The sequence below is a fragment of the Klebsiella sp. H-Nf2 genome, assembly GCF_002806645.1.
Taxonomy (GTDB): Bacteria; Pseudomonadota; Gammaproteobacteria; order Enterobacterales; family Enterobacteriaceae; genus Klebsiella; species Klebsiella variicola.
On record NZ_PIBL01000006.1, the window covers coordinates 202,440 to 214,908 of the forward strand.

14 protein-coding genes are annotated in these 12,469 nt (G+C 61.0%); 12 read left to right on the forward strand and 2 right to left on the reverse strand.

Features of this window, described 5'->3' with window-relative positions; translation table 11 throughout:
• Positions 1 to 25 precede the first annotated feature (25 nt).
• From eat to eutC, 3 genes are read left to right on the forward strand one after another with little or no spacing between them, the layout of a single operon-like run.
• Complete coding sequence (eat, locus tag CWM58_RS16570) at positions 26 to 1,405, forward strand: ethanolamine permease (protein WP_100681358.1); 1,380 nt, start codon at positions 26 to 28, stop codon at positions 1,403 to 1,405.
• Between the two features lie 9 nt (positions 1,406 to 1,414).
• Positions 1,415 to 2,803: an ethanolamine ammonia-lyase subunit EutB gene (locus tag CWM58_RS16575; protein ID WP_025713481.1), complete on the forward strand. Its 1,389-nt coding sequence runs from the start codon at positions 1,415 to 1,417 to the stop codon at positions 2,801 to 2,803.
• Positions 2,800 to 3,576, forward strand: coding sequence for an ethanolamine ammonia-lyase subunit EutC (eutC, locus tag CWM58_RS16580; RefSeq protein WP_064166043.1), 777 nt, complete (start codon positions 2,800 to 2,802; stop codon positions 3,574 to 3,576). The genes CWM58_RS16575 and eutC overlap by 4 nt, the downstream gene beginning before the upstream one ends.
• A gap of 429 nt (positions 3,577 to 4,005) precedes the next feature.
• Here eutC and CWM58_RS28695 read toward each other — a convergent pair whose 3' ends face one another.
• Positions 4,006 to 4,149 (reverse strand): hypothetical protein, encoded by a 144-nt coding sequence (locus CWM58_RS28695; RefSeq protein ID WP_165785807.1) that lies wholly within the window; start codon positions 4,147 to 4,149, stop codon positions 4,006 to 4,008.
• Between CWM58_RS28695 and CWM58_RS16590 the strand changes: the two genes are divergently transcribed.
• From CWM58_RS16590 to CWM58_RS16610, 5 genes are read left to right on the forward strand one after another with little or no spacing between them, the layout of a single operon-like run.
• The gene (locus CWM58_RS16590; RefSeq protein WP_162677948.1) at positions 4,142 to 5,248 is read left to right on the forward strand and encodes an ABC transporter substrate-binding protein; all 1,107 of its coding nucleotides are present in this window, start codon (positions 4,142 to 4,144) and stop codon (positions 5,246 to 5,248) included. The genes CWM58_RS28695 and CWM58_RS16590 overlap by 8 nt on opposite strands.
• Positions 5,249 to 5,267: 19 nt before the next feature.
• Positions 5,268 to 6,167, forward strand: a complete 900-nt coding sequence (locus CWM58_RS16595) for a branched-chain amino acid ABC transporter permease (protein WP_002890128.1) — start codon at positions 5,268 to 5,270, stop codon at positions 6,165 to 6,167.
• On the forward strand, positions 6,167 to 7,216 hold the full coding sequence (locus CWM58_RS16600; RefSeq protein WP_061155620.1) for a branched-chain amino acid ABC transporter permease: 1,050 nt from the start codon (positions 6,167 to 6,169) through the stop codon (positions 7,214 to 7,216). Before CWM58_RS16595 ends, CWM58_RS16600 begins: the two co-directional genes overlap by 1 nt.
• Positions 7,203 to 7,985, forward strand: coding sequence for an ABC transporter ATP-binding protein (locus CWM58_RS16605; RefSeq protein WP_008805323.1), 783 nt, complete (start codon positions 7,203 to 7,205; stop codon positions 7,983 to 7,985). The genes CWM58_RS16600 and CWM58_RS16605 overlap by 14 nt, the downstream gene beginning before the upstream one ends.
• The gene (locus CWM58_RS16610) at positions 7,978 to 8,673 is read left to right on the forward strand and encodes an ABC transporter ATP-binding protein (protein WP_100681360.1); all 696 of its coding nucleotides are present in this window, start codon (positions 7,978 to 7,980) and stop codon (positions 8,671 to 8,673) included. The genes CWM58_RS16605 and CWM58_RS16610 overlap by 8 nt, the downstream gene beginning before the upstream one ends.
• A 116-nt stretch (positions 8,674 to 8,789) precedes the next feature.
• On the opposite strand, the gene CWM58_RS16615 is transcribed toward CWM58_RS16610, so the two are convergent.
• Positions 8,790 to 8,966 carry a hypothetical protein gene (locus CWM58_RS16615; protein WP_077274703.1) on the reverse strand — a complete coding sequence of 59 codons (177 nt, stop codon included), beginning with the start codon at positions 8,964 to 8,966 and terminating at the stop codon, positions 8,790 to 8,792.
• A 444-nt stretch (positions 8,967 to 9,410) separates the two neighbouring features.
• On the opposite strand from CWM58_RS16615, the gene CWM58_RS16625 reads away from it, so the two are divergent.
• The 4 genes from CWM58_RS16625 to CWM58_RS16640 are packed head-to-tail and all read left to right on the forward strand — an operon-like array spanning position 9,411 to position 12,468.
• A complete protein-coding gene (locus CWM58_RS16625; RefSeq protein WP_002890106.1) occupies positions 9,411 to 10,220 on the forward strand; it encodes an ABC transporter substrate-binding protein in 810 nt (269 codons plus the stop codon).
• Between the two features lies 1 nt (position 10,221).
• Positions 10,222 to 11,040: an amino acid ABC transporter ATP-binding protein gene (locus tag CWM58_RS16630; RefSeq protein ID WP_077268421.1), complete on the forward strand. Its 819-nt coding sequence runs from the start codon at positions 10,222 to 10,224 to the stop codon at positions 11,038 to 11,040.
• Positions 11,037 to 11,789 carry an amino acid ABC transporter permease gene (locus CWM58_RS16635; RefSeq protein WP_165785808.1) on the forward strand — a complete coding sequence of 251 codons (753 nt, stop codon included), beginning with the start codon at positions 11,037 to 11,039 and terminating at the stop codon, positions 11,787 to 11,789. Before CWM58_RS16630 ends, CWM58_RS16635 begins: the two co-directional genes overlap by 4 nt.
• Positions 11,779 to 12,468 (forward strand): amino acid ABC transporter permease, encoded by a 690-nt coding sequence (locus CWM58_RS16640; RefSeq protein WP_008805320.1) that lies wholly within the window; start codon positions 11,779 to 11,781, stop codon positions 12,466 to 12,468. The genes CWM58_RS16635 and CWM58_RS16640 overlap by 11 nt, the downstream gene beginning before the upstream one ends.
• Position 12,469: the final 1 nt, after the last annotated feature.

The window sequence follows — 12,469 nt, forward strand, 5'->3', positions numbered from 1 at the left end:
CTTTCTATCTGGCGAGGCAACACGTATGGCAGAGCAAACCACCACCTTAAAAAGAACGCTCGGCAGTTTTCGTTTATGGGGGATCGCCGTCGGACTGGTGATATCCGGGGAGTACTTCGGCTGGAGCTATGGCTGGTCACAGGCGGGCACGATGGGGTTTATGGTCGTCGCCCTGGCGGTCGCCGCGATGTACTGCGCCTTTATTTTCAGCTTTACCGAGCTGACCACCGCCATCCCGCACGCTGGCGGCCCTTTCGCCTACGCCTACCGCGCCTTCGGGCCCACTGGCGGCTTTATCGCTGGTTTTGCCACCCTGATTGAATTCGTCTTCGCCCCGCCGGCCATCGCCATGGCCATCGGCGCCTACCTCAACGTGCAGTTTCCGGCGCTGGATCCGAAATGGGTCGCCTGCGGCGCTTACGTGATCTTTATGACGCTCAATATTCTCGGCGTCGGCATTGCCGCCACCTTCGAGCTGATCGTCACCCTGCTGGCCATCTTCGAGTTGCTGGTGTTCATGGGCGTGGTCGCGCCCGGCTTCTCCTGGAGCCACTTCACCACTAACGGCTGGGCGGGCGCGGAAAGCTTCAGCGGCCTGGCGCTGCCGGGGATGTTCGCCGCCATTCCGTTCGCCATCTGGTTCTTCCTCGCCATTGAGGGGGCCTCCATGGCGGCCGAAGAGGCCAAAGATCCGCAGCGCACCATTCCGCGCGCCCTGGGCGGCGGCATTCTGACGCTGACGGTGCTGGCGATCGGCGTGATGGTCTTCGCCGGCGGCGTCGGCGACTGGCGCGCGCTGTCCAATATTAACGATCCGCTGCCCCAGGCGATGAAGACGGTCGTGGGCAATGGCAGCGGCTGGCTGCATATGCTGGTGTGGCTGGGGCTGTTTGGCCTCGTCGCCTCCTTCCACGGGATCATTATGGGCTATTCGCGGCAGATCTACTCCCTCGCCCGCGCCGGCTATCTGCCCGCCGGGCTGGCGACCCTCAACCGCCGCACCCGTACCCCGCATCTGGCGATCCTCGCCGGCGGCGTGGTCGGTATCGCCGCGATCTTCTCCGACTCGCTGATCACCATCAGCGGCATGCCGCTGACCGCCTGTATCGTCACCATGTCGGTATTTGGGGCTATTGTTATGTATATCACTTCCATGGCGGCGCTGTTCAAACTGCGCCGTAGCGAGCCGAAGCTGATCCGTCCGTTCCGCGCCCCGCTCTACCCGCTGGCGCCGGCCTTTGCCCTCGGCATGGCGGTGATCTGCCTGGTGGCGATGGTCTGGTATAACCTGCTGCTGGCGCTGATTTTCGCGGCGATGATGCTCGGCGGCTACCTGTGGTTCCGCAAAACCGCAGCAGCCCGTGAACGGGCGCCAGTGGATCCTCAACTGCGCACGGTCTCCTGAGGAGGCGGCATGTATAAAACCACGCTATCGGGCCAGGTATGGCGCTTTGATAGTCTGAAAACGTTGATGGCAAAAGCGTCGCCGGCTCGTTCCGGCGACGCCCTCGCGGGGGTTATCGCCACCTCAGCCGAAGAGCGGATGGCGGCGAAAATGGCCCTCGCCGAGGTGCCGCTGACCGACATTCTCGACAACCCGCTTATCCCTTACGAGCAGGATGAAGTGACCCGCCTGATCCTCGACACCCATGATGCGCAGGGCTTTGCCGCCCTGCGTCACCTGACGGTCGGCGATTTTCGCGACTGGCTGCTGGATGATGCCACCGATACCGCCACGCTGCAGCGGGTCGCTCGCGCCATCACCCCGGAGATGGCGGCGGCGGTCAGTAAGCTGATGCGCAATCAGGATCTGATCCTTGCCGCCAGCAAATGCCAGGTGGTGACGCGCTTTCGCAACACCATCGGCCTACCCGGCCACCTCAGCGTGCGCCTGCAGCCCAACCATCCCACCGACGATCTGAAAGGCATCGCCGCCAGTATGCTCGACGGGCTGCTGTACGGCGCTGGGGACGCGGTGATTGGCATCAACCCGGCCAGCGACAGCTTACCGGTGCTGGCGCAGCTGAACGTCATGCTGGACGATATTATTCAGCGCTTCGCCATCCCCACCCAGTCCTGCATTCTGACCCATGTCACCAATACGCTGCAGCTGATTGAGCGCGGCGCGCCGGTGGATCTGGTGTTTCAGTCGGTAGCCGGAACCGAAGCGGCCAACAGCGGCTTCGGCATCAATCTTGCCATGCTGCAGGAGGCCCGCGAGGCGGCCCTCAGCCTCAGGCGCGGTACCCTCGGCAACAATGTGATGTATTTTGAGACCGGCCAGGGAAGCTGCCTGTCGGCCAACGCCCACCACGGCGTCGACCAGCAGACCTGTGAGGCGCGGGCCTACGCGGTCGCCCGCCACTTTGAACCGCTACTGGTCAATACCGTGGTCGGCTTTATCGGTCCGGAGTATCTCTACGACGGCAAGCAGATTATTCGCGCCGGGCTGGAGGATCATTTCTGCGGCAAGCTGATGGGCCTGCCGATCGGCTGCGACGTCTGCTATACCAACCACGCGGAAGCGGATCAGGATGATATGGACACCCTGCTGACTCTGCTGTGCACCGCCGGGCTCACCTTCCTGATTGGCGTGCCTGGAGCGGACGATATCATGCTCAATTACCAGAGCACCTCGTTCCATGACGCGCTGTACGCCCGACGCCTGCTGGGCTTAAAGCATGCCCCGGAGTTCGCCGACTGGCTGGCGAAGATGCAGATTATCGATCCGCACGGCGCGCTGCGGCTCACCGACGCCCGCCATCCGCTGTTGTCCGTCCTGCCGCAAGGAGCCCCCGTATGAACCGTCCCGATGCCTGGAACCCGCTGCGTGAATTTACCGATGCGCGGATCGCCCTGGGGCGCAGCGGCGCCAGCCTGCCGACCCGCGAAGTCCTCAACTTTGGTCTGGCCCACGCCAGAGCGCGGGATGCTATTCATCAGCCGTTCGCCAGCCAGCAGCTGGTGGCGCCGCTGGCGGCGCTCGGCCTCGACGCCCTGACGGTGCACAGCGCCGCGCCGGACCGTCACACCTATCTGCGGCGTCCGGATCTCGGGCGGCAGCTCGCCGACGAGAGTCGCGCCGACCTCGCCGCCAGCGGCGTCCGCCCCGCCGATCTGCTGCTGGTGATCGGCGATGGCCTCTCTTCCTGGGCGGTAGAGCGCCAGGCGGTGCCATTGATCCGCGCCCTGCTGCCCTATCTGCAGACGCTGGGTATCGGCCTGGCGCCGGTAGTGCTGGCGCATCAGTCGCGGGTGGCGCTGGGGGATGATATTGGCGAAACCCTTAAAGCCCGCGCGGTGGCGATCCTGATTGGCGAACGACCGGGTCTCTCCTCGCCGGACAGCCTCGGCGTCTACCTCACCTGGCAGCCCCATCGTCAGCGTCTGGAATCTGAGCGAAACTGTATCTCCAATATTCGTCCGGAGGGATTAAGCCATGACGCCGCCGCCTTTAAACTGGCCTGGCTGCTGGAGCAGGCTTTTTTACGCCGCGTCACCGGCGTGCAGTTAAAAGATGAAAGTGATAATCCAGCGCTGCATGGGAAAATAAAACCGTTGACCCCTTTAAAATAATAAGTCACGTGAGCAGCAGAATAGATTTTCAATATGACCTGGCGCACCTGAATATTATATTCGGGTGCGCGCAAAAATTGCCCGGCGACGCTTCGCTTGCGCGGGCCTACGGAAACCGTTCAACCGGTTTATATGGCCTATTTCCCAGACTGGGTAAGGCGTCAGCCGCCCGCCGATAAAATCCAAAAACCGTGTTGTCGCCAGCCTTATGCCCTTCCCTGCAGGTAATAAGAATATTGCATGAGTAAAAACGAAACGGACGTTGTAAGGTAAATCAGCGCATTAAAAATATCCGTCATACTTCAAGTTGCATGTGCGTTGGCGGCGTTCTCTCCCCCCAGTCACTGACTTCTGTAAGCGCCTGGGGACTCGCTCACTTGCCGCCTTCATGCGACTCGAATTATTTAGGGTATATATCTCGTTATCTATTCAACATAACAGCCAATAATTCGCCGGACACGCTGGCGAATTATTCCTCAATGTTATGCAGTCATTGATGGTTAAAGATAAATAATCGACCGACGGAGAAATATCAATGAAATCGTTTTCCGGGAAAGCGTCTTTAATGGCCACGCTGGTTGCCGCGCTGGTCGGCGCCAGCAGCGCGCAGGCAGCGGAAATTAAAATCGGGGTGGTATTACCCCTGAGCGGCGCCCTCAGCGGCTACGGCCAGCCGTCGCAGAAAGGGCTGGACATTATTCAGGCCATCACCCCGACGTTAAAAAATGGCGATACCATTAAGCTTATCGTTATCGATGATAAAAGCGACAAAGTCGAAGCGGCCAACGCCATGCAGCGGCTGGTCTCCAGCGATAAAGTGGATGCCGTGATCGGTGAAGTCACCTCCTCCAACACCCTGGCGATGACCAAGATCGCCGACGACAGCAAAACGCCGCTGGTCTCCTCCACCGCCACTAACGACCGCGTCACCCGCAACCATCCGTACGTCAGCCGGGTCTGCTTCTCGGACAGCTTCCAGGGGGTGGTCGGGGCCAATCTGGCCTCCCGCGATCTGAAAGCCAAAACCGCCGCCATCGTGTTTGACAGCAGCAACGACTACTCCGTCGGCCTGGCAAAAGCGTTCCGCACCCAGTTCCTGAAAAACGGCGGTACCATTCCCATCGAGGTACAGGCCCCGGGCGGCAGCAAGGACTTTAAAGCCCAGCTGGCGAGCGTCAAGGCGAAGAATGTCGACATGATTTACATGCCGATCTACTACACCGAAGGGGCGCTGATTGCCGTGCAGTCTAAACAACTGGGGCTCAACAAACCGGTGGTGGGCGGCGACGGTCTGGCCGCGGATCAGGTCTTCTTCGATGTCGGTAAAGACGCGGTCAACGGCTATATGACCACCGATTATTACTCGCCGAACGCCAAAGAGCAGACCCCGGCCGGGGAAACCTTCATCAAAGCCTGGGAAACCAAATACCAGCAGCCGACCCATACCTGGGGCGCAATGGCGGCGGATGCCTATAACGTCATCGTCAACGCCATGAACCAGTGCAGCGATCCCCATGATCGGGTCTGCGTGAATGAAAAAATCCGCGCCACCAAAGGTTTCCAGGGCGTGACCGGCACGCTGACGTTACAGAACGGCGATGCCATTCGCAGCGCGGTCATCAACGAAGTGAAAGATGGCAAGCTGGCGTTTCGTACCGTGGTTAACCCTTAAGTTGCGACGAGGCTACAAAATGGACGGCGCCATTTTTCTCCAGCAAGTGGTCAATGGAATGAGTCTTGGGGGCATGTACGCCCTGATTGCCATCGGTTATACGATGGTTTATGGCGTGCTACGGCTGATCAACTTCGCCCATGCGGACGTCATGATGGTCGGCGCGTTTAGTACGCTGTTTTTATTTTCTTCAGTTGGGCTACCCTTCGGGGTAGCCGTTTTCCTGACCCTCGGGCTGTGCGGCCTGTTTGGTATGCTGATTGACCGGGTCGCCTATCGTCCGCTGCGCCAGGCCTCGAAAATCTCCATGCTGATCACCGCCATCGGCGTCAGCTTCTTCCTCGAAAACCTGTTTAACGTACTGTTCGGCGGCAGCTCACGCTTCTTCTCCGCCCCTGACTTTTTCAACCAGACCCGCGCCTTCGGCAGCGTCATCATTACCAACGTGGCGTGGATTGTGCCGCTGATCACCGTCCTGCTGCTGCTGGCGATCCTCTGGCTGCTGTACCGCACCCGCTATGGGATGGCGATCCGCGCGGTGGCCTTTGACGTCAACACCGTGCGCCTGATGGGCATTGACGCCAACCGGATCATCTCCCTGGTCTTCGCCCTCGGCAGTAGTCTCGCGGCGCTCGGCGGCGTGTTCTACTCCATCAGCTACCCCACTATCGATCCCCTGATGGGCGTGCTTATCGGCCTGAAGGCCTTTGCCGCCGCCGTACTGGGCGGGATCGGCAGCGTCACCGGCGCGGTGCTGGGCGGCTTTATCCTCGGTTTTACCGAGGTGGTCGCCGTGGCGATCTTCCCCGAACTGGGCGGCTATAAAGACGCTTTCGCCTTCCTGTTCTTGATTCTGGTCCTCTTGTTCCGCCCGGTCGGCATTATGGGCGACGAACGTCTGGAAAGGAGCCGTTTCTGATGCTCAACGCGACGACGACCGCCGGGGCGCAACTGCGCAACCTGGCCATTATTGTCATCTGTATCGCGCTGCTGGCCGGAATCAACGTGGTTTTCAATGACTACATTGTTCGCGTCATCAGCACCATTTTTATCTTTATGATCCTCGCGGTCAGCTACAACCTGATCAACGGCGTGACCGGCCAGCTGTCGCTGGAGCCGAACGGCTTCGTGGCGGTGGGCGCCTACGTGACCGCCCTGCTGATCCTCTCCAGCGACAGCAAGGTAGACATGTTTGAAATGGCCGCCCCCAGCCCGTGGATCCTCAACCTGCACGCGGGCTTTCTCCCCGCCCTGCTGATAAGCGGCCTGTGCGCAGCGGCGCTGGCGGTGTGCCTCGCCGTGCCGGTCTTCCGGGTACGTGGCGACTACCTGGCCATCGTCACCCTCGGCTTTGGGTTTATCATCAAGATCCTCGCCATTAACAACCCGCAAATCACCAACGGCGCCATCGGGCTGAACGATATTCCGCAGCAGCCGCATCTCCTGTTCTGGTGCGGGCTGTTCGCCCTGCTGGCCACCGGCATGATCCTCCAGCTGGTGTGGTCGAAGTATGGCCGGATGATGAAAGCCATTCGCGACGATGAAGATGCGGCGATCGCCATGGGGGTCAACACCTTCCGCATCAAAACCTGCGCCTTCGCCACCAGCGCCTTCTTCGAAGGGATCGGCGGTGGTCTGCTGGCTTCGCTGCTGACCACCATTTCCCCGGGGCTGTTCGACTTTATGCTCACCTTCCAGCTGCTGATTATTATCGTCCTCGGCGGACTCGGCAGCACCACCGGCGCCCTGCTCGGCACCGTACTGGTGGTCGGCAGCGGCGAATGGCTGCGCTTTCTCGACCAGCCGCTGCAGTTCTTCGGTCACGATCTCGGCGCGTATCCGGGCCTGCGAATGGTGGTTTTCTCCCTGCTGTTGCTGATCATCATGCTCTTCGCCCGCGAAGGGCTGCTGGGGAAAAAAGAGATTTGGCAGATGGGAAGAAGGAACAGCAGCTATGGCGGAAAATAACGTTATCCTGCAGGTGCAGGACGTCACCATGCAGTTTGGCGGCCTGCGGGCCATCGACAATGTCAGCTTCCATGTCGACGAGGCGGAGATCTTTGGCCTTATCGGCCCTAACGGCGCGGGCAAAACCACTTTGTTTAACGTCATCACCGCCAACTATAAACCCACCAGCGGCAACGTCACCCTGGCGGGTACGTCGCTGAAGGGGCTGAAGCCCAACCAGGTGGTGAACGCCGGGATCGCCCGTACCTTCCAGAATATCCGTCTGTTTAACTCCATGACGGTGCTGGAGAACGTGATGGTCGGACTCGACCGCGCCAGCCGCTACTCGCTTCTGGAGGCGGCGCTGCATATTGGCCGCTACTTTCCGGCCGAGCGGGCGGCGAAAGCCAAAGCCATGGCCATTCTGGAGGACATCGGCATCGCCCACTTCGCCCATATGCAGGCCACAAACCTGAGCTATGGCAACCAGCGCAAAGTGGAGATCGCCCGCGCGCTGGCCACCGCGCCGAAGCTGCTGCTGCTCGATGAGCCGGCCGCCGGGATGAACCCGAAGGAGACCGAGGATCTGGCGGAGCTTATCTTCCGCATGCGCCATGACTATCAGCTCAGCGTCCTGCTGATTGAGCACGATATGCCCTTCGTCAACCGCCTGTGCGAGCGGGTGATGGTTCTGGAGTACGGTAAGCCGCTGTTCAGCGGCCTGATGGCCGAGGCGATCCAGCATCCGGACGTCATTTCCGCTTATCTGGGAGAAGCCAATTATGCTTAACGCCCGGGGACTGAAGGTCTTTTACGGCGTGATCCAGGGGCTGAAAGGCGTTGATATCGACGTCTATGACCGGGAAATCGTCACCCTGATCGGCAGCAATGGCGCCGGTAAAACCTCCACCCTGAACGGGATCGTCAACCTGGTGCGCTCCAGTGGGCGCGTCAGCTTCCTCAACGACGATATCTCACGCAGCCAGACCCACCAGATTGTGCGCCGCGGGCTGGCGCTGGTGCCGGAGGGACGTCGGGTCTTTACCAACCTGACTATCGAAGAGAACCTGCGCATGGGCGCCTACAATAATCTCGCCGGCTACACCCGCCTGCGCGATCGCATGTATGCCCTCTTTCCACGGCTCAAGGAACGGCGCCATCAGATGGCGGGCACCATGAGCGGCGGCGAGCAGCAGATGCTGGCCATCGCCCGGGCGCTGATGAGCGAGCCGGTGTTATTGATGCTGGATGAACCGAGCCTCGGACTGGCGCCGAAAATTGTCGGCGAGCTGTTCGGCATCATTAAGCAACTGCGCGAAGAGAATATGACGGTGCTGCTGGTGGAGCAGAATGCGACGGCAGCGCTGGCTATCGCCGATCGGGCGTATGTCCTGGAGAATGGCCGGATCACCTTGTCAGGCGCGGCGCGGGAGATGCTGACTAACCCGGAAATTAAGCGGATGTATCTGGGGGGATAAGCGTGGTCAAAACTGCCTGGGCTGCGGCGGCGCATCCTGTGATGCCGCAACCTCAGGCAGTCTCTTGCTACACAAAGCACACCTCGTTCCAGTAGGCTTCTCGCGTCCTGCGTCGCTCAGTATGTCTTATCATGACGGAACCACCGGGTTTCCACGTTACCAATGTCCACGCCGTAGAGGCTGGCCACCGGCAGTATCGCCTCCATGACGCGCTGGGTATCCTGCTGTCCGGCTTCGCCGTTGGACATCAAAGCCAGCCAGCCCGTTAATCGTTGCCACAATGCCACTTTCATTTTCTCCTCTGTCGGGAAGCGAATCGCCTGGGTCTATTTCAACCACAGTTGGCCGGGCGCGGGAAATACTAATTCCGAATTTGCAATCCTGGCTGGCGCATATTACGCCCGCTCCTATCCCCTCACCCTAACCCTCTCCCTGAGGGAGAGGGAACCGCCCGGCAATCGTTGCAGCCCCGGTATACACCGCGGGGCTAACGCCCATGCGCACGATGAACGGAAAATTACCCCTATCCCCTCTCCCTCACCCTCTCTCCGGAGGGAGAGAGGGCCGCCCGGCAATCGTTGCCGCGCCGGTAAAACGCCAGCGCCGCATAAAGAATACCCACATGTTTGTTAAGTTCTTTTTCGTTATAGATAAGAATTTTTTCTTCTTTGCCGCCGACGGGGAATTTGTGGGAGCGTGATGTCCACAAAACAAAACAGGGATTCAGGGGAAAAAATATGCGCAATAAAACCACAAAAATTGCACTGGCGCTGGGTATGCTGCTGCTCGCGTCTCAGGCACAAGCAGACCAGCTGGCTGACATCAAAGCCGCCGGCGTCGTGAAAGTCGCCACCTTCGACGCCAACCCGCCGTTCGGCTCCGTGGATGCCAAAACCCACCATATCGTCGGCTACGATGTCGACTTTGCCCAGGCGCTGGCGAAAGCGCTCGGCGTCAAACTCGAGCTGGTGGCGACGAACCCGGCTAACCGTATTCCGCTGCTGCAGTCCGGCAAAGCCGACCTGATCGTCGCCGACATTACCATCACCCCGGAGCGTGCCCAGGTCATTGATTTCTCGACGCCGTATTTCGTCACCGGCCAGCAGTTCCTCGTGCCGGCCGGCTCTCCGGATAAGCTCGATGAGTACAGCAAAGCGCGCATCGGCGCGGTGAAAGGCACCACCGGCGAACAGGCCCTGCACCAGCGTTTCCCGCAGGCTCGCGTCCTCTCCTATGACGATATTCCGCTGGCCCTGACCGCCCTGCGCAACGGCAACGTCCAGGCCATCACCCAGGACAGCACCATCCTCGCCGGTCTGCTGGCGGAAGCGCCGGATAAAGCCAAGTTTAAAATTCTGCCCGACCTGCTCAGCAAAGAAGAGATTGGCGTGGGCGTGAAGAAAGGCGAACCGGCCCTGTTGAAAGCCGTTAACGATGAGCTGGTGAAGCTGGAGAAAACCGGCGAAGCCGCGAAAATCTATGATGTCTGGTTTGGCCCTGCCACTAAAACGCCGCAGCCGCGCGCCTTTACCATAGAAGCGAAATAATATGTTCTCGGGTTTACTCTCCCACTCCGCGGCCCCGGCCGCGGATTTTTCACGTCTGCAGCGCGCCAGCATTACGTTTCGTGATGTGGCCAAGCGCTACGGCGATCATCAGGTGCTAAACGCGATCAACCTGCAGGTCGAACCCGGCGAAGTGGTGGCGATCCTTGGCCCTTCCGGTTCGGGAAAATCGACGCTGATCCGCTTGATCAACCAGCTCGAATCCTTAAGCGGCGGCGAGATCCTGATCGACGATAAACCGACCAGCCGGCTGAGCGGCAGCGCCTTGCGCCAGCTGCGCAGCCGCGTCGGTTTTGTCTTCCAGCAGTTCAACCTTTACGCCCACCTGACGGCGCAGGAGAACATCACTCTGGCGCTGGAGCGCGTCCACGGCTGGGGGAAAAGTGCGGCTCAGGAGCGGGCGCTGGCGCTGCTGCGCCAGGTCGGACTGGAAGAAAAAGCGCAGCAGATGCCGGCGCAGCTCTCCGGCGGCCAGCAGCAGCGGGTGGCGATCGCCCGCGCCCTGGCCTCCTCGCCGCAGATTATCCTGTTCGATGAGCCCACCTCGGCGCTCGACCCGGAGATGATCGGCGAAGTGCTGCAGGTGATGAAAACCCTCGCCCACAGCGGGATCACCATGCTGGTGGTGACTCATGAGATGCAGTTTGCCCGCGAAATTGCCGACCGGGTGGTGTTTATCGACGGCGGCGACATTCTCGAGGTCGCCCCGCCGGCTGAGTTTTTCGCCCATCCGCAGCATGCCCGCGCACGGCGTTTTCTGCAGAAGGTGCTGGATCCGCTGCACCAGGAGAGCCTCGCGTGACGCCGATGCTTGACTGGCACGGCGTCCTGAGCGGGCAGCCGTTGCAATGGATCATCTCTGGTTTTCTCACCACCGTCTGGGTCAGCGTCGCCGGGATCCTGCTCGCCACCCTGCTGGCGGTCCTGCTGCTGGCCCTGCGCCTCGGCGGCGGCCGCGCGGGGCGCGGACTGGTGGCCGCGTGGGTCTCGTTGTTTCGCAATACCCCGCTGCTGGTCCAGCTGCTGTTCTGGTACTTTGCCGCCTGGAATCTGCTGCCGCTGGCGGTGAAGGAGGTGGTGAACGACGAACACGCCTGGTCCATTCTGCCGGGTAACGTCTGGTGGCTGACGCCGGAGTTCCTCTGCTCAATGTGGGGGCTGGGGGTCTTTACCTCCGCCTTTCTGGTGGAAGAGATCGCCGCCGGACTGCGCGCCGTCAGCCACGGGCAGCGGGAAGCCGCGCTGTCGCAGGGCTTTACGCCGTGGCAGGAGCTGCGCTTTATCCTCCTGCCGCAGGGGCTGGCCAACGCCTGGCAGCCGATTGTCGGCCAGTATCTTAACCTGATGAAACTCTCATCGCTGGCCAGCGGCATCGGCTTTGCGGAACTGACCTATCAGGTACGACAGATTGAGAGCTATAACGCGCACGCGCTGGAGGCGTTTGCCGTGGGTACCGCGCTGTACCTGGCGCTGGGGGTGGCGATGGGCGTGGCGCTAACGCGTCTCGGCCCGGGAAGAAAACTGCAACGGAGCGCCCAACATGAACGCTAATCTGGCGGTGATCGCCGATAACCTCGATTACCTGCTGTGGGGCCGACTGGCGGAGGGCCAGCCCGGCGGCGTGGCGCTGACCCTGCTGATGGCTATCGGCGCCACCCTGCTGGCGCTGCCGGGAGGCATTGCGCTGGCGGGCCTGGCCTGGCGCTACGGCGGGCTGGTGCGGCGTCTGTTGTTTCTGTGGGCGGAAATTATTCGCGGCATCCCGCTGATATTTGTCATCTTCTGGCTGTGGTATCTGTTGCCGATGCTGACCGGCGGCGATCTGCCCGGCGCGGTGACCGTGACCCTGGCGCTGGCGTGGTTTACCGCCGCCTCGGTGATGCACTCGGTGCTGGCCGGGCTGCAGTCGCTGCCGAAAGGACAGTATGAGGCGGCGCTGACCCAGGGGTTCGCCCCCGGGCAAACGCTGCGCCTGGTGCTGCTCCCGCAGGCGCTGCGCAATGTTCAGCCCTCGCTGGTGGGGATCTTTATCGGCCTGCTGAAAGACACGTCGCTGGCGTTTATCGTCAACGTCCCGGAGCTGACCACCGTGGCCGGCCAGGTCAACAACCGGGTGCAGATCTATCCACTGGCGATCTTCGTCTTCACCGGCGCGGTGTACTACCTGCTGTGCTGCGGTCTGAGCCTGCTGGCCAGCCGGCGTTTTACCCGCCGCGCGACCGCCGGATAAG